The 15,881-nt window shown below is 69.4% G+C and carries 13 protein-coding genes and 1 pseudogene; 2 read left to right on the top strand and 12 right to left on the bottom strand.

Annotation, left to right across the window (positions count from 1 at the left end; all coding sequences use genetic code 11):
- Positions 1 to 6: 6 nt before the first annotated feature.
- The 8 genes and pseudogenes from QM711_RS10860 to uvrA all read right to left on the bottom strand — a co-directional run bounded on the left by QM711_RS10860 (position 7) and on the right by uvrA (position 8,696).
- The gene (locus tag QM711_RS10860) at positions 7 to 954 is read right to left on the bottom strand and encodes a gluconeogenesis factor YvcK family protein (protein WP_415099176.1); all 948 of its coding nucleotides are present in this window, start codon (positions 952 to 954) and stop codon (positions 7 to 9) included.
- Complete coding sequence (rapZ, locus tag QM711_RS10865; protein ID WP_415099178.1) at positions 951 to 1,820, bottom strand: RNase adapter RapZ; 870 nt, start codon at positions 1,818 to 1,820, stop codon at positions 951 to 953. Before rapZ ends, QM711_RS10860 begins: the two co-directional genes overlap by 4 nt.
- An 8-nt stretch (positions 1,821 to 1,828) precedes the next feature.
- Entirely contained in the window at positions 1,829 to 3,775 is a 1,947-nt protein-coding gene (gene uvrC, locus QM711_RS10870) for an excinuclease ABC subunit UvrC (protein ID WP_415099180.1), read from the bottom strand.
- Between the two features lie 55 nt (positions 3,776 to 3,830).
- Positions 3,831 to 4,157, bottom strand: coding sequence for a hypothetical protein (locus QM711_RS10875; protein WP_415099182.1), 327 nt, complete (start codon positions 4,155 to 4,157; stop codon positions 3,831 to 3,833).
- An 11-nt stretch (positions 4,158 to 4,168) separates the two neighbouring features.
- Positions 4,169 to 4,579: a hypothetical protein gene (locus QM711_RS10880; protein ID WP_415099184.1), complete on the bottom strand. Its 411-nt coding sequence runs from the start codon at positions 4,577 to 4,579 to the stop codon at positions 4,169 to 4,171.
- A gap of 51 nt (positions 4,580 to 4,630) precedes the next feature.
- Complete coding sequence (locus QM711_RS10885; protein WP_415099186.1) at positions 4,631 to 5,284, bottom strand: SRPBCC family protein; 654 nt, start codon at positions 5,282 to 5,284, stop codon at positions 4,631 to 4,633.
- Positions 5,284 to 5,691, bottom strand: coding sequence for an ArsR/SmtB family transcription factor (locus tag QM711_RS10890; protein WP_415099188.1), 408 nt, complete (start codon positions 5,689 to 5,691; stop codon positions 5,284 to 5,286). Before QM711_RS10890 ends, QM711_RS10885 begins: the two co-directional genes overlap by 1 nt.
- A 70-nt stretch (positions 5,692 to 5,761) precedes the next feature.
- Positions 5,762 to 8,696 (bottom strand): annotated as a pseudogene (gene uvrA, locus QM711_RS10895) (excinuclease ABC subunit UvrA).
- Between the two features lie 76 nt (positions 8,697 to 8,772).
- On the opposite strand from uvrA, the gene QM711_RS10900 reads away from it, so the two are divergent.
- Both QM711_RS10900 and QM711_RS10905 read left to right on the top strand, forming a co-directional pair.
- Positions 8,773 to 9,483, top strand: a complete 711-nt coding sequence (locus tag QM711_RS10900) for a maleylpyruvate isomerase family mycothiol-dependent enzyme (RefSeq protein WP_415099190.1) — start codon at positions 8,773 to 8,775, stop codon at positions 9,481 to 9,483.
- Entirely contained in the window at positions 9,480 to 10,103 is a 624-nt protein-coding gene (locus QM711_RS10905) for an MBL fold metallo-hydrolase (RefSeq protein WP_415099192.1), read from the top strand. The genes QM711_RS10900 and QM711_RS10905 overlap by 4 nt, the downstream gene beginning before the upstream one ends.
- Positions 10,104 to 10,178: 75 nt before the next feature.
- Here QM711_RS10905 and QM711_RS10910 read toward each other — a convergent pair whose 3' ends face one another.
- The 4 genes from QM711_RS10910 to QM711_RS10925 all read right to left on the bottom strand — a co-directional run bounded on the left by QM711_RS10910 (position 10,179) and on the right by QM711_RS10925 (position 15,761).
- Entirely contained in the window at positions 10,179 to 11,174 is a 996-nt protein-coding gene (locus QM711_RS10910) for a TerC family protein (RefSeq protein WP_415099194.1), read from the bottom strand.
- A gap of 167 nt (positions 11,175 to 11,341) precedes the next feature.
- Positions 11,342 to 13,420 carry an excinuclease ABC subunit UvrB gene (gene uvrB / locus QM711_RS10915; RefSeq protein ID WP_415099196.1) on the bottom strand — a complete coding sequence of 693 codons (2,079 nt, stop codon included), beginning with the start codon at positions 13,418 to 13,420 and terminating at the stop codon, positions 11,342 to 11,344.
- Between the two features lie 152 nt (positions 13,421 to 13,572).
- Positions 13,573 to 14,598 (bottom strand): hypothetical protein, encoded by a 1,026-nt coding sequence (locus QM711_RS10920; RefSeq protein ID WP_415099198.1) that lies wholly within the window; start codon positions 14,596 to 14,598, stop codon positions 13,573 to 13,575.
- Positions 14,595 to 15,761 (bottom strand): PrsW family glutamic-type intramembrane protease, encoded by a 1,167-nt coding sequence (locus QM711_RS10925; protein WP_415099200.1) that lies wholly within the window; start codon positions 15,759 to 15,761, stop codon positions 14,595 to 14,597. Before QM711_RS10925 ends, QM711_RS10920 begins: the two co-directional genes overlap by 4 nt.
- Positions 15,762 to 15,881: the final 120 nt, after the last annotated feature.

Here is a 15,881-nt window from a genome sequence, read left to right on the forward strand (position 1 = left end):
AGAGAGTCACTGCTGCATGAGTTCGGCGTAGACCGCGGCCAGCCGATGGGGATCGTGCCGGGGCGAGCCGTCGCGCATCCGTACATTCTCTACCACCAGCCGGGCACCCAGTGACCGGGTGAACCGTTCGAGCGGGGGATCGTCGGCGGCGAAACTGGGGTCGACGATCACCGTGTCGAGCCGCAGCGCCGGGCAGTGGTCGGCCAGCATCTCCAGGTGCCGGGACGCCGGGAAACCGTCGGTCTCGTCGGCGGGAACCAGGTTCATGGTGAGGATCCGCTGCGCCGAGGTGGAAATGATTGCCTCGGCCAGCTCGGGCACCAGCAGGTGCGGAATCACCGAGGTGAACCAGGAGCCCGGTCCGAGCACGATGTGGTCGGCCCGCAGCACGCTGTCGACCGACTCCGCGCAGGCCGGCGGATCGGACGGCGCCAGCCGCACGGCGCGGACGTCGCCGCGGGTCTTGGCGACCGTCGCCTGCCCGCGCAGCAGCGAGAGGTCGTCGGGACGGGTGGGGTCGGCGCCGACCACATCGGCCTCGATGGTCAGCGGCACGGCGGCCATCGGCAGCACCCGGCCCTGGATGCGCAGCAGCGCACCCACCATGTCCAGGCCGGCGACCGGGTCGTCCAGACGCTGCCACAGCCCGGCGATCAACAGATTGCCGATCGCATGGCCGGCCAGCGGTCCGTCGCCGCCGAACCGGGACTGCAGCACGTCGGCCCAGGTCCGCCCCAGCTGGTCGTCGGCGCACAACGCGGCCAGCGCCATCCGCAGGTCGCCGGGGGGCAGCATGTCGAACTCGGCCCGCAGCCGTCCCGACGAGCCGCCGTCGTCGGCGACGGTGACCACCGCGGTGAGGTCGGGGGTGACGTACCGCAGCGCGCTGAGCGCCGCGTACAGCCCATGACCTCCGCCGAAGGCCACCACGGCGGGAGTGCGACGCCGGGTCACTCTTTGCCCAGATCTCGGTGGAAGACCTGGCTGGCCACGCCCTGCTCGCGCAGTCGCCGGGCCAGTTCCACGGCCATCGCGGTCGATCGGTGCTTTCCGCCGGTGCAGCCCACGGCCACGGTGGCCAGCCGCTTGCCCTCACGAAGGTAACCGGGCTGGATCAGGGTGAGCAGGTCGGTGACGTGCTCGAGGAACTCGGTGGCGCCGGACTGGCCGAGTACGTAGCCGGACACCGCCTGGGAAAGCCCGGTCTGCGGCCGCAGGTCGGGCACCCAGTGCGGATTGGGCAGGAAGCGGACGTCGAAGACCATGTCGGCGTCGATCGGGATGCCGTTCTTGAAGCCGAAGGACATCACCGTGAACAACAGGTCGGGGTTCTCATCGGAACCGAAGATGTGGCCCACCCGGTCGGAAAGCTGGTGCACGTTCAGACCGGAGGTGTCGATCACCACGTCGGCAGAGGCCCGCAGGCTGGCCAACAACTGCCGCTCCCGGTCCGCCCCGTCGAGCAGGCCGCCCTCCCCCTGCAACGGCAGCGGCCGCCGCACCGACTCCTGGCGCCGGACGATCGCCGCGTCGTCGGCGTCCAGGAACAGAATCTGAGGGACGACGCCGGCCCTGCCCAGCGCATCGAAGGTCGACGGAATCTGCTGGAACGCCGACCGGGTGCGGACGTCGAGGCCGACTGCCACCTTGGCGAAGTCCCGCTCGCGAGCGATCTCGACCAGGCCGGGCAGCAGCTCGGGTGGCAGGTTGTCGACCACATACCAGCCCAGGTCTTCCAGGGTGTGGCAGGCGGTTCGCCGGCCGGCGCCGGACATTCCGGTCACGATCACGAACCGGAGCACGGCGGCGGGTGAACTCATGGTGGACATTATCCTCGATCCAGCACCTCACCGGTGGTGAGGTTGATCGCCTCGGGAACGGGTCCGGCCAGCGCCTCGACGATCGCCGCAGCCAGCCGCGGACCGACGCCGGGGACCTGGGCAAGTTCGTCGGTGGTCGCGGCGCGCAGCTTCTTCAGCGAGCCGAAGTGTTTCAGCAAGGTCCGGCGCCGCACCTCGCCCAGGCCGGGGACGGCGTCCAGCACCGACTCGACCATGGACGCGCTGCGGCGTCCGCGATGGTGGGTGATGGCGAACCGGTGGGCCTCGTCGCGGATCCGCTGCAACAGGTAGAGGCCCTCGCTGGTGCGGGGCAGGATCAGCGGGAATTCCTCGGCCGGCACCCAGACCTCTTCGAGTCGTTTGGCCAGGCCGATCACCGCGACGTCGTCGATGCCGAGTTCGGTCAAGGCCCGGACGGCGGCGGCCACCTGGGGCGCACCGCCGTCGACCACCACCAGGCCGGGAGCGTAGGCGAATTTGCGGGCCGCGCCGGTCGTCGGATCGACCAGCAGCGGCCCATCCTCACTCGGCGCCTGCTGTTCGTCGAGGTAGCGCCGGAACCGGCGGGTGATCACCTCGTGGATCGCGGCCACGTCGTTCGAGCCGTCGATGCCGCGGATCACGAACCGGCGGTAGTCGCTCTTGCGGGCCAGGCCGTCCTCGAAGACCACCATCGAGGCGACGATCTCGGTGCCCTGCAGGTGCGAGACGTCGTAGCACTCGATCCGCAGCGGCACCGTGGGCAGCGTGAGCGCCTCCTGGATCTCTTCCAGGGCCTGGTTGCGGGTGGACAGGTCGCTGGCCCGTCGGGTCTTGTGCAGCGCGAGCGCCTCGGCGGCGTTGCGGGCGACGGTCTCCATCAGGGTCTTCTTGTCGCCGCGCCGGGGCGTCCGGACGATCACCCGGGAACCGCGGGACTCGGTCAGCAGCTCGGCGATCAGTTCGGCGGTGCCGGGCACCTGCGGGACCAGGATCTCGGGCGGCACCTCGGTGCCGTCCACGTCGGAGTACAGCTGCAGCAGGAAGGTCTCGATCAGGCCGGCGGTCTCGGTGTCGTCGGTTCGATCGGCGACCCAGGCGCGCTGGCCGCGGACCCGTCCGTCGCGGACGTGGAAGATCTGGACGGCGACCTCGAGCGGGTCCTCGGCGAGCGCGATCACGTCGGCGTCGGTGCCGTCGCCGAGCACGATCGCGTTCGAGTCGGTGGCCTGGCGCAGCGCGTGCAGCTGGTCGCGCAGCACCGCCGCCTTCTCGAACTCGAGGTTGACCGAGGCGTCCTGCATCTGCCGCTCCAGCCGCTTGAGCAGGGCGTTGGTGCGGCCGGCGAGGAAATCGCAGACGTCCTGGGCCAGCGCGCGGTGCTCGTCGGGACCGATCCGGCCGACGCAGGGCGCCGCGCACTTGCCGATGTAGCCGAGCAGGCAGGGCCGTCCGGACGCCGCCGCGGAGCGGAACACGCCGTTGGTGCAGGACCGCATCGGAAACGCGCGCAGCAGCGGATCGAGGGTCTCGCGGATCGCCCAGGCGTGTGCGTAGGGCCCGAAGTACCGGGTGCCCTTGCGCTTCGTGCCGCGGCCGACGAAGACCCGCGGGAATTCCTCCGACCAGGTCACCGCCATCCACGGGTAGGACTTGTCGTCGCGGTACTTCACGTTGAACCGCGGGTCGTGCTGCTTGATCCAGGTGTACTCCAGCTGCAGCGCCTCGAGCTCGTTGCGGACGACCGTCCACTCGACGCCGGCCGCGGTGCGAACCATGGTGCGGGTGCGGAAATGCAGCAGCGCCGGGTCGGCGAAGTACGAAGTCAGCCGCTGCCGCAGATTAACCGCCTTGCCGACGTAGATCACCCGTCCGGCGGCGTCGCTGAACCGGTAGACGCCCGGCTGGGTGGGAATGGTGCCGGTCGCCGGGCGGTAGCTCTCCGGATCAGCCATGGCGGCCAGCATAGGTCGGGCCACCGACAGGATCGGACCGGGTCCGGTCCGGGGCTCAGAACGCCGGCAGGCCGGGACCGGCGGGCTCGGGACGAACCCTGATCCAGGGCCGGCGGCGCAGCACATAGCGCGAGCCGTTCGCGCCGGACGCCTCGCTCGAACCGACCTCGACGACATCGGTGGCCCCCGCCGCGGTCTCGGTGGACACGTCGTCGGCCACCTCGTACTCGGCGTCCTCGTCGGTGTCATCGTCGAAAGCGGCGGCCTGGGCGATTCGCATGGTCGCCGGGTCGCTCTCGCGTCCGTCGAGCCGGTCTAGTTTGACGAGCAGACGCGCGATATCGACGTCGGCGTCCGAGACCAGCAGCCGGCGATCACTCATGGCGCACCTCCCTACGATGATTCTACGTTCGCCTTCGAGACGATTCCAGGGGGTGCTTCGAGGCTCGGTGGCGGGGTGCCGGGGGCCCTGACGACCAGCGAGGCGCGCTGCGCCTGGGCCGCGACGGACGCGTGGGCCGACCGCAGCGAGGTGTGCACGAAGGCGCGCACCTGCGGGTCGGTCGCCCAGAACTGCTCCATCTCGAGCAGGTGGGCGACGCCCAGCCGCCGCACCGACTCGTCCTCGCTGACCAGCCACTCCGAGGCCTGGTGGGCGTTACGCCACTGCTGCTCCAGGGCGGCGGCATCCCGACTCCCCCGCCGAGCCTCCCGCGATTGGTACCAACCGACGGCGAGCGTCGCACCGGATCCGACGAGCGCACCGAGGGCGGTGCACATGGCGGCGATGACGACGGGCTCCATGGACGCCGACATTAGTGGCCGGCTCCGACAACCGGGCTCGGCGGTCTCCGATCACATCGGCGCGTCGCCGACGTAGACGGCGAAGACCGCGTCCGCGGCGGCCCGGGCGAGGCCGGGATCGGCGCCGTCGGCGGTGTGGGCCAGCGCCCAGCGGTCGGCGGCCAGCCGGTTGAACCGCCGGCCCTGCGGACCGAGCTGCCAGGCCATCGGATCCTCCGGACGCTGGCCTGGTGCCGTCAGGTGCAGGCTGAGGCCGAGCAGCGCGCCGTCCCAGCCCAGGCCGGTGGCGCCGGGGCCGAAGCGGTTCCAGAGCTCCTCCGGGACAGCGTCGGCGGGCGCGCTGTGCTCCAGTTCCAGCCGGGTCGCCTCGCCGCCGGTCGCCTGCAGCCGGACGGTCAGCCAGGTGACCCCGCCACCGAACTCCCAGGTCACCCGGAAGTGGGCCTGCTCCGCGTCCGGCGGCTCGCACTCCAGTACGGTGCCACCGGCATTGCCCTGCAATTGGTACCGGCCGCCGAGGGTGAGGTCGCCGTCCACCGGCAGGAACCAGCGGGCGATCCGCTCGGGCGACGTCACTGCGTCCCAGACGTCGGCGAGCGGCGACGGGTAGCTCTGCGCGAGGGTCTGCACCCGCAGCTGGGTTCCGTCCTTCTCGGTGCTGGTCACTGCGCGATCCACGGCGGCGATCTGGCCTTCGATGTCCATCAATGCTCCTGGTTTGTTCGGCGGTCGTCGGTGTCGGGATCCGGCTCGGACGCCGGCGGCGGATCGGTCTGCTCGGCGGCGAGCCGGCGTTGCCGTCGTCCGCGGGCCAGTTCGGTGCCGAGCGCCGCCAGCGGGGGCTCCCAGAAGGCGCGGAAGGCGGCCAGCCAGGCGTCCACCTCGGCCAGCCGGGCCGGCTCGAGCGCATAGAGCCGGCGGTTGCCCAGGGCACGCACCCGGGCGAAACCCGAGTCGCGCAGCACCCTCAGGTGCTGGGAGACGGCTGGTTGGGAGATGCCGAACTCGCCCTGCACGATGCCGGCGATCTCGCCGGCGGCCGCCTCCCCGGAGCCGAGCACCTCGACGATCCGTCGGCGCACCGGGTCGCCGAGGATGTCGAGTGCGTGCATAGCCTCATGATTGCGTCTCAACTTATATAAGTCAAGACTAAACTTGATCGCTCGGCAAGGACGGACGCTCTCAGCTCGCCTTGCGCCGGCGTCTGGCCGGGGCGGGCCTGGGCACCTCGACCAGCGGTTCGGGCGGCTCGGCGACCGTCACGTGATGCCCGCGCAGCACATCGCGGAGGAATGTGCCGGTGTGCGACTCGGGCGTCGCCGCGATCTGCTCGGGGGTTCCCTCGGCGAGCACCAGGCCGCCGCGGGAACCGCCTTCGGGCCCCATGTCGATCACCCAGTCGGCGGTCTTGATCACGTCGAGGTTGTGCTCGATCACCACCACCGTGTTGCCGGCGTCGACCAGCCGGCCCAGGACGCCGAGCAGCTTGCGGATGTCCTCGAAGTGCAGGCCGGTGGTGGGCTCGTCCAGGACGTACATGGTGCGCCCGGTGGACCGCTTCTGCCAGCTCACTGGCCAGCTTCACCCGCTGCGCCTCGCCACCGGACAGTGTCGTTGCCGGCTGCCCGAGCCGGACGTAGCCGAGCCCGACGTCGACCAGGGTGCGCAGGTGCCGGGCGATCGCCGGGATGGCGGCGAAGAACTCGACGGCCTCTTCGATCGGCATGTCGAGCACTTCGGCGATGGTCTTGCCCTTGTAGTGCACCTCGAGCGTCTCCCGGTTGTAGCGGGCGCCGTGGCACACCTCGCAGGGCACGTAGACGTCCGGCAGGAAGTTCATCTCGATCTTGATCGTGCCGTCACCGGAACAGTTCTCGCAGCGTCCACCCTTGACGTTGAACGAGAACCGGCCGGGTTGATAACCCCGAACCTTCGCCTCGGGAGTCTCGGCGAACAGCTTGCGGACGTTGTCGAAGACACCGGTGTAGGTGGCCGGGTTTGACCGCGGCGTCCGGCCGATCGGCGACTGGTCGACGTGAATGGCCTTGTCGATGTGCTCGATCCCGGTGATCGCACGGTGCCGGCCCGGCACCGTGCGCGCGCTGTAAAGGTGCTTGGCCAGCGCCGTGTAGAGGATGCCGTTGACCAACGACGACTTGCCCGAACCGGACACCCCGGTGACCGCCACGAACTGGCCCAGCGGGAACGACACCGTGACGTCGCGCAGGTTGTTCTCGCGCGCCCCGCGGACGGTGATCGCCCGGCCGGTGCGTGGCCGGCGGCTGGTCGGCATCGGAATGCTGCGGCGTCCGGAGAGATAGGCACCGGTCAGCGAATCGGGGCTGGCCAGCAGCTCGCTCACCGGACCGGATACGACGACGTGCCCGCCGTGCTCACCCGCGCCCGGACCGATGTCGACCGCCCAATCGGCGGTGCGGATGGTGTCCTCGTCGTGTTCGACGACGATCAGGGTGTTACCCAGGTCGCGTAGCCGGACCAGGGTCTCGATCAGCCGCCGGTTGTCCCGCTGGTGCAGGCCGATGGACGGCTCGTCGAGCACGTAGAGCACGCCGACCAGGCCCGAGCCGATCTGGGTGGCCAGCCGGATCCGCTGCGCCTCACCGCCGGACAGGCTGCCCGCCGACCGGGACAGCGTCAGGTAGTCGAGGCCGACATCGAGCAGGAACCGCAGCCGCTCGTTGATCTCCTTGACCACCCGCTCGGCGATCTGCGCCTCGCGCTCGGTGAGTTCGAGCGACCGCATGAAGCCGGCCACGTCGTCGATGGACATCGCCGACACCTCGGCGATGCTGCGGCCACTCACCGTGACCGCCAGCGAGGACGGCTTGAGCCGGGCCCCCTTGCAGGTCGGGCAGGGCACCTCGCGCATGTAGCCGGCGAACCGCTCGCGGGAGTTCTCGGACTCGGCCTCGTTGAACCGCCGCTTGATGTAGGGCACAGCGCCCTCGAATTTGGCCCGGAAGGAGTGTTCACGGCCGTGCCGCGAGCGGGTGTGCACCTGAACGGTTCCCTTCACGCCGTGCAGGATCAGCGCGTGCACCCGCTCGGGCAGCGCGCTCCACGGGGTGTCGAGAGAGAATTTGTGGGTCTCAGCGAGCGCCTTGAACAGGGTCTGGAAGTAGCCGGCCACGTACACCGACGTCCAACACGAGACGGCGCCGTCGGCGAGGCTCTTGCCGGTGTCGGGAACGATCAGCTCGACGTCCACCTCGCTGGTGGTGCCGAGGCCGGAGCAGGCCGGGCAGGCACCCCACGGACCGTTGAACGAGAACTGCCGGGGCTCGAGCTCTTCGATGGCGATGTCGTGCTCGTTGGGGCAGGCCAGCTTCTCGGAGTAGCGGCGCTCACGCTCAGGCGAATCGGCGGGCCGGTCGACGAAGTCGATCGCCACCACGCCGGCGGCGAGCCCGAGTGCGGTCTCGACGGAGTCGGTCAGCCGCTGCTTGGCGGACGCCTTGACCGCCAACCGGTCGACCACCACGTCGATGTTGTGCTTCTTCTGCTTGTCGAGCGTGGGTGGGTCGGTCAGCTGATGGGTCTCGCCGTCGACCCGGACCCGGCTCAGGCCCTGGGTGGCCAGCTGGCGGAACAGGTCCTGGTACTCCCCTTTGCGGCCGCGGACGACGGGGGCGAGCACCTGGAACCGGGTGCCCTCGGGCAGCCCGAGCAGCCGGTCGACGATCTGCTGTGGGCTCTGCCGCGCGATCGGCTCGCCGCAGACCGGGCAGTGCGGGCGGCCCGCCCTGGCGTAGAGCAGCCGCAGGTAGTCGTAGATCTCGGTGATGGTGCCGACCGTCGAGCGCGGATTGCGGCTGGTCGACTTCTGGTCGATCGACACAGCCGGGGAGAGGCCTTCGATGAAGTCGACGTCGGGCTTGTCCATCTGGCCGAGGAACTGGCGGGCGTAGGCGGACAGCGACTCGACGTAGCGGCGCTGGCCCTCGGCGAAGATGGTGTCGAAGGCCAGCGACGACTTGCCCGAGCCGGACAACCCGGTGAAGACGATCATCGCGTCCCTCGGCAGGTCGAGGCTCACGTTGCGTAGGTTGTGCTCGCGGGCGCCCCTGACGATCAGCCGTTCATTCACGGCGATCATGCTAGACGCCGGTTCTGACAGTTCTCGAAGCGGTTGGTTCGGCACCGTCCGGCACTAACCCCTTAGGGTGGCCATCATGACCGAGCAGACGTTCACGGCACCGCTGGAGACGCTGCGGAAGCGGGTCCAGGAGGCCACCCAGCGACTGCTCGGCGAGACCATCGGCATCTCCGACGGCGACTGGAACCGGCCCAGCCTGCTGCCCGGTTGGTCGCGGGCCCAGGTGGCGGCACATCTGGCCGCCAACGCCGATGCGCTGGCCGCGCTGATCGCCGGAGCGGTCGCGGGTGAGGCGGTTGCGCTCTATCCCGACGAACAGGAACGGACGGCCGGCATCGAACGCGGGTCGAGCATGACCGGGCTGGAACTCCAGATCAGCCTGGACACCTCCGCGGGCCGGCTGGAACGGGCGATGGACGCCGTCGAGGACTGGTCGACGCCGGTGGACCTGCTCGGCCGGCAGCTCACCCTGGCCCAGGTGCCGATGGCCCGGCTGTCCGAGGTGGTGGCGCACCACCTGGACCTGGACTGCGGGTTCGAGGTCGGGCGGATCGATCCGGCGTCCGCCGGCTGGCTGTTGCGCTGGGCGCTTTCCCTGGCCGAGGAGTCGGATCTACCCGCCGTCCGGCTGGAGAGCACGTCCGGACTGACCGGAGAACTCGGACCGGACGGCGATCGCCGCACCGTCACCGGTAGCGACGCGGCGCTGTGGGGCTGGCTGATGGGCCGGACGGACGCCGCCGAGCTCGACGGCGCGGACGGCCTCACCCCGGCGCTGCGATCATGACCGGCCTGCCGATCGGGGCCGGTTTGCGGCTGACCACCAGATCAGTCGGACCGATGGACAACAACGCCTACCTGCTGGTCAACGGCCCGGACGCGCTGCTGATCGACGCCGCCGCCGAGCCGTCCGCATTGCTGCAGATGATCGCGAAGATGAACCTGGTCGGCGTGATCACCACCCATCGGCATGCCGACCACCTCCAGGCACTGGCAGCGGTCGTCCGGGCGACCGGGGCGCCGGCCTATGCGGGCAGCCCGGACGCCGCCACGATCACCGAGGCCACCGGGGTGACCTGCCGGGAGGTCTGGGACGGCGACACGGTCGCGCTCGGCGACGTCCGGCTGCAGGTGATCGGGCTGGTGGGCCACACCCCGGGATCGATCGCGCTGGCACACACGCCGGACGACGCGCCGGACCGGTTGTTCACCGGGGACAGCCTGTTCCCCGGTGGCGTCGGGAAGACCCACCGTGCCGCCGACTTCGACAGCCTGCTCAACGATGTGACGTCCAAGCTGTTCGACCGGTTCGGCGACGACACGGTGGTCCATCCGGGGCACGGAGCCCCGACCACGCTGGGCGCCGAGCGTCCACACCTGGACGAGTGGCGGGCCCGCGGCTGGTGACCCGACCGGGCTACTGCCGGAGGCCACCAGCTGGCTCGAGGTGACCGAAAGAACCGTCCCCTCGGTCCACCGGCGTCACTGCTTGGGCTGCTGGTAGGCCTTTTCCTTCTGCAGGTCGTGCCGTGACTTGATCAGGCTGGCGACGGTGGTCACCGTCAGGGTGGCGATGATCACGGTCAGCGAGAGCCAGATCGGGACGTCCACGTTGATCCCCCAGGCATCGTCCAGGTGATACTCGTGCAATGCGTGCAGGACCAGCTTGACGCCGATGAAGGCGAGGATGAACGACAGCCCGACCGACAGGTAGACCAGCCGCTGCAGCAGCCCGCCGATCAGGAAGTACAGCTGACGCAGACCCATCAGTGCGAACACGTTGGCGGTGAACACCAGGTACGGCTCCTGGGTGAGGCCGTAGATGGCGGGGATCGAGTCGAGGGCGAAGAGCAGGTCGGTGCTGCCCAGGGCGACGATCACGAAGAACATCGGCGTGATCAGCCGCTTGCCCTGCTCGACGATGGTCAGCCGGGTGCCGTGGTACTCCTCGGTCGAGGGGAAGGTGCGCTTGACCCAGCGCATCGCGAAGTTCTCGGTCTTCTCGTCGTCGTCCTCGGGATGCAGGTAGTCCATGAACAGCTTCCAGGCCGTCCAGATCAGGAAGGCGCCGAACACGAAGAACACCCACGAGAATCGTTCGATCGCTGCCGCGCCCAGCGCAATGAAGATGGCCCGGAACAGCAGAGCCAGCACGATGCCGAACATCAGCGCGTACTGCTGGTACTTCCGCGGCACCCGCAGGTTGCTCATGATGATCACGAAGATGAACAGGTTGTCGATGCTCAGGCTGTACTCGGTCAGCCAGCCGGCGAAGAACTCACCGGCGTAGCGCGGTCCGGAGACGGCCCAGACGCCGAAGCCGAAGGCGATCGCCAGGCCGACATAGATGCTGATCGCGATCGAGCACTCGCGCATCGAGGGTTCGTGCGGACGGCGGCCGATGATGATCAGGTCGAACGCCAGGATCGCGATGGTCACCGCGAGGGTGATCAGCCAGGCGGTAGGGGTGACGTGCAAGGGAGGGCCTCCTCAGGCTCAATCTCTCGGAGGTCTCCTGCCACTGTTTCCAGCCGAGGCGCCGGGACGGGCGGCCCGATCCGTGATGACGACATCCTCGCTAGGGAGTACTCCCCTCCGCCGATGATTCTCCCACCTGGCAGCAAGGGTTGCCAATCGCGTCCGGCTCACTTCGTCGCCGCCAGGGTCTGCCGGATCATCTTCTTCAGGTCGGCGATCTCGTCGCGGAGCCGGGCGGCCAGTTCGAATTGCAGCTCAGCTGCCGCGCTGTGCATCTGTTCGGTGAGCTCCTGGACGAGGCCGGCCAGCTCGCTCGCAGGCATGCCGTCGGTGTTCCGCGGCTGGTGGCTGCCGAGCGGCACCGGGGAGACCCGGCGCCCGCCGGCCCGGGTCATCAGTCCGGCGGTGTCGGCGTCCTCGCGGGCCAGCATGTCGGTGATGTCGGCGATCTTCTTCCGCAGCGGCTGCGGATCGACGCCGTTGGCGAGGTTGTAGGCGACCTGCTTGGCACGGCGGCGGTTGGTCTCGTCGATCGCTGCGGCCATGGACGCCGTGATCGAATCGGCGTACATGTGCACCTGTCCGTTGACGTTGCGGGCGGCACGTCCGATGGTCTGGATCAGCGACCGTTCCGAACGCAGGAAGCCCTCTTTGTCGGCGTCCAGGATGGCGACCAGGCTGACCTCGGGCAGGTCGAGACCCTCGCGCAACAGGTTGATGCCGACCAGCACGTCGTACTCGCCGAGCCGCAGCTCGCGCAGCAGCTCGATCCGCTTCAGGGTGTCGACCTCGGAGTGCAGGTACCGGGTGCGGATTCCGTTCTCCATCAGGTAGTCGGTCAGATCCTCGGACATCTTCTTGGTCAGCGTGGTGACCAGGACGCGTTCGTTGCGTTCGGCGCGCAACCGGATCTCGCCGATCAGGTCGTCGATCTGGCCCTTGGTGGGCTTCAGGATCACCTCGGGATCGACCAGGCCGGTGGGCCGGATCAGCAGTTCGACCGGCGGCCCGGAGCGGGCCATCTCGTACGGACCGGGGGTCGCCGACAGGTAGACGGTCTGGCCGATCCGGTCGCTGAACTCCTCGAAGGTGAGCGGACGGTTGTCCAACGCGCTGGGCAGCCGGAAGCCGTGCTCGACCAGGGTGCGCTTGCGGGACGCGTCCCCCTCGTACATGCCACCGATCTGCGGCACGCTGACGTGCGACTCGTCGATGACCAGCACGAAGTCGGCCGGGAAGTAGTCGATCAGGCAGTTCGGCGCGCTGCCCTGGCTGCGGCCGTCGATGTGCCGGGAGTAGTTCTCGATGCCCGAGCAGGTGCCGATCTGGCGCATCATCTCGATGTCGTAACCCGTCCGCATCCGCAGCCGCTGGGCTTCGAGCAGCTTGTGCTCGCCCTCGAGCTCGGCCAGCCGCACCTCGAGCTCGGATTCGATGCCGGTGATGGCCCGCTCCATCCGTTCCGGGCCGGCGACGTAGTGGGACGCCGGGAACACCGCCACCTCGGTGTCGACCGAGATCACCGTGCCGGTGAGCGGGTGCAGTGTCGACAGCGCTTCGATCTCGTCGCCGAAGAACTCGACCCGGACGGCGTTCTCTTCGTACATCGGGAAGATCTCAACCGTGTCGCCGCGGACCCGGAAGGTGCCCCGGGTGCCGGCCAGGTCGTTGCGGGCGTACTGGATGTCGACCAGTGCCCGCAGCAGGGTGTCGCGATCGCGCTCCTCGCCGACCCGCAGCCGGACCATCCGGTCGACGTACTCCTGCGGCGTGCCCAAGCCGTAGATCGCCGAGACCGTGGCCACCACGATCACGTCGCGCCGGGTGAGCAGGGAGCTGGTCGCCGAGTGCCGCAGCCGCTCGACCTCCTCGTTGAGCGAGGAGTCCTTCTCGATGTAGGTGTCGGTCTGCGGAACGTAGGCCTCGGGTTGGTAGTAGTCGTAGTACGAGACGAAGTACTCCACCGCGTTGTCGGGGAAGAAGGTGCGCAGTTCGTTGGCGAACTGGGCGGCCAGGGTCTTGTTGGGCTGCATCACCAGCATCGGGCGCTGTAGCCGCTCGGCCAGCCAGGCCACGGTGGCGGTCTTGCCGGTGCCGGTGGCGCCGAGCACCACCACATCGCTTTCGCCCGCGGTGATCCGGTGCTCGAGCGCGTCGATGGCGGCCGGCTGGTCACCGGCGGGGACGAAGTCTGCCTGGACCTTGAACGGCGCCACCCGGCGCTGCAGATCGGTTGTCGGACGCATGACCGCAAGCGTAGGCGTCCCCGCCGACACTATTCGGCCGAGGCCGGCTCGGACGCGGTCGTGAACGCAGATCGCCCTGGTTCAGGCTCCTTCACCAGGTGTGAACCAGGTGAAAGCGCCCGAACCAGGGCGACGTCGGCAGCTGGCCGGCCTCAGGCCTGCAACTGGCTGTTGAGCATGGAGTTGGTCATCGTCAGGTAGTCGTCCTGCAAGGAAGCCACCGTGGTGCCCGCCGGCACGATCAGCGTCGACATCACCGTGAGTCCGTCGTCGCGGACCGCGATGATCGATACGTAGGACACCTTGACCGAGCCCTGCGAGGTCGCCTTGGTCCCCGCCCAGCTGGCGATGCCCGCCGACAGCCGGTCGTTCTTGACGTCCAGCACCTCCGGATTCCGGGTGGTGACGCCGGTCAGGCCCGCGGTGATCTGCTTCATGTACTGGGTGACCACGTCCTTGCCGGTGACCTGGCCCTCGACCCGGAACGCCTGGGTGGCCAGGAACGCCTTGCCGTTGCTCAGCTCGGTGTAGTTCTTGAGCTCATTGCGGCTGGACTGGCGCCACCCGTCGGCCGGAGTGATCGACACCCCGAGTCCGACCTCGACACCGCCTCCCGGATTGGTGTTCGTCGTCGTGGTCGGGCTGGGCTGAGGGGTCGGATCCGTGGTCGGATCGGTGCTCTGGGTCGGCTGCGGAGTCGGGGCCGTGGTCTGGGTGGAGACCGTCGGCGACACGGTGGGAGTCGGGCCCCCGCCGCCCGGACCGAGCAGCGTCATCAGCAGCCAGCCCGCCAGCGCGACGACAGCCAGCCCGGCGACCACGATCCCGATCACCATGCCGTTGCTCTTCGGCTTCGCCGGCGCCGGAGAGAATCCGCCGCCCCCGGGGTAGCCGCCCGTGCCGGGCTGGCCGCCGAACGGCGCCTGGCCGCCCGCGGGCGGGTACTGTCCGGCCGGACGGTAGCCGCCGCCCTGCTGCGGGTAAGACGGACCGCCCTGCGGTTGGCCGCCCTGCTGCGGGTACTGCGGGCCGCCCTGGCCCGGGAACTGCCCGCCCTGCGGATAAGGCTGAGCACCCTGCGGCTGACCACCGTGCGGGAACGGCTGCCCGCCCTGCGGCTGGCCACCCTGTTGCGGATACTGGGGGCCGCCCTGGCCCGGGAACTGGTTGTGGCTCATGCCTGGGCCTCCCCCTGCTCGGCACGGACGTGGGGCACCTTGGCGGCCGCCCGGACGCTCACCCCGCAGTTGGAGCAGAACTGCGCACCGGGAAGCAGCGGCATCTCGCAGGACGGGCAGAACTCCAGCCCCGGTCCGACGCCGCGCGCACGGGCGGTGGACTCCAGCGCGGCCTCCATCAGGCCACGGTGCAAAGCCGTCCGGATTCGCAGCACCAGCACCGCCAGGATCGCCAGGCCCCACAGGATCGACAGCACCAGCCCGAGCACGGGATTGCCCAGGAAGGTCAGCAGGTACAGGCCGCCGGCGAACAGCACGTTCGCGCCGATCGCCTCGGCGACGCCGCGGAAGTAGCGCGGGGTGAACCCGTCGTAGCCCTCGCCCAGGCCGGAGAACTCGGCGCAGGCGATGCCGGTGGCGGTACCCATCAGCAGGGGCTTCACGAAGCCTTCGAGGACCAGCAGCGAGATCCAGGTCGGGGCGTCGGACGTGCCGGCGTAGCCCCCGGTGATCAGCGGCCAGTGCTTGACCAGCGTGTCCGCGGTGGCGAAGCCGACGCCCGAGATGACGCCGAAGGTGAGGCCGTCCATCAGGTCGTCGAACTCGGGTCGGGCGGCCAGCAGGACCGGCCCGAGCTGGCGGATCGCCTCACCGATCACGGGTGCGAGCACCGCCGCGACCAGGAAGCCGGTGAACGAAGGTGCCAAGCCCGGATCGTCCCAGGAGGACGCCGGGGTGAGCGGCCCGCGCAGCGACAGCCAGAGCCACGTCCAGACGCCGCCCAGCACGGCGGTCAGCAGGAAGGCGAGACCGGTGACCAGGACGGGTTCGTCCTCCCACAGGTTCACGTCGTAGAGGTAGACGATGTAGACGATCGGCATGGCCAGCGCGGCGATCAGCACCGCGATCGGCAGCGCACCGGTGGCGGCGACGATCACCGTCACCAGCAGGGCGAGGCCGAGGGCGAATTGGTAGGTCATCGGCCGGACGGCGGCGCCGCGCGGCATGATGGTCGAGACGAGTCTGAGGGACACCACGGACTCATTGGGCTTCGCGGCGAACGATGCCTTGCGGGCGCCGTCGTCGGTGTGGGCGTCCAGCCCGCACACCTGACAGTAATGCGCCGCGTCGGGTACATCCGCGTGGCAACGAGTGCACTGCACGACAGAGGTTCCTTCCGGTCGGTTGACGGCTCGGACCCGGAGCCGTGTCGGGTCAGTCTCTCAACACCAAGGGTCGCCCACCTGGTTTGGGATACATGCGTCGCGCTATTCGGCCATCGG

The organism is Micropruina sp. (assembly GCF_047602385.1).
Classification (GTDB): domain Bacteria; phylum Actinomycetota; class Actinomycetes; order Propionibacteriales; family Propionibacteriaceae; genus Micropruina.

Coding starts and splice junctions, on each gene's coding strand:
- rapZ (WP_415099178.1), bottom strand. CDS start 1,820: ATGAGTTCACCCGCCGCCGTGCTCCGGTTCGTGATCGTGACCGGAATG.
- uvrC (WP_415099180.1), bottom strand. CDS start 3,775: ATGGCTGATCCGGAGAGCTACCGCCCGGCGACCGGCACCATTCCCACC.
- QM711_RS10875 (WP_415099182.1), bottom strand. CDS start 4,157: ATGAGTGATCGCCGGCTGCTGGTCTCGGACGCCGACGTCGATATCGCG.
- QM711_RS10880 (WP_415099184.1), bottom strand. CDS start 4,579: ATGGAGCCCGTCGTCATCGCCGCCATGTGCACCGCCCTCGGTGCGCTC.
- QM711_RS10885 (WP_415099186.1), bottom strand. CDS start 5,284: ATGGACATCGAAGGCCAGATCGCCGCCGTGGATCGCGCAGTGACCAGC.
- QM711_RS10890 (WP_415099188.1), bottom strand. CDS start 5,691: ATGCACGCACTCGACATCCTCGGCGACCCGGTGCGCCGACGGATCGTC.
- QM711_RS10900 (WP_415099190.1), top strand. CDS start 8,773: ATGACCGAGCAGACGTTCACGGCACCGCTGGAGACGCTGCGGAAGCGG.
- QM711_RS10905 (WP_415099192.1), top strand. CDS start 9,480: ATGACCGGCCTGCCGATCGGGGCCGGTTTGCGGCTGACCACCAGATCA.
- uvrB (WP_415099196.1), bottom strand. CDS start 13,420: ATGCGTCCGACAACCGATCTGCAGCGCCGGGTGGCGCCGTTCAAGGTC.
- QM711_RS10920 (WP_415099198.1), bottom strand. CDS start 14,598: ATGAGCCACAACCAGTTCCCGGGCCAGGGCGGCCCCCAGTATCCGCAA.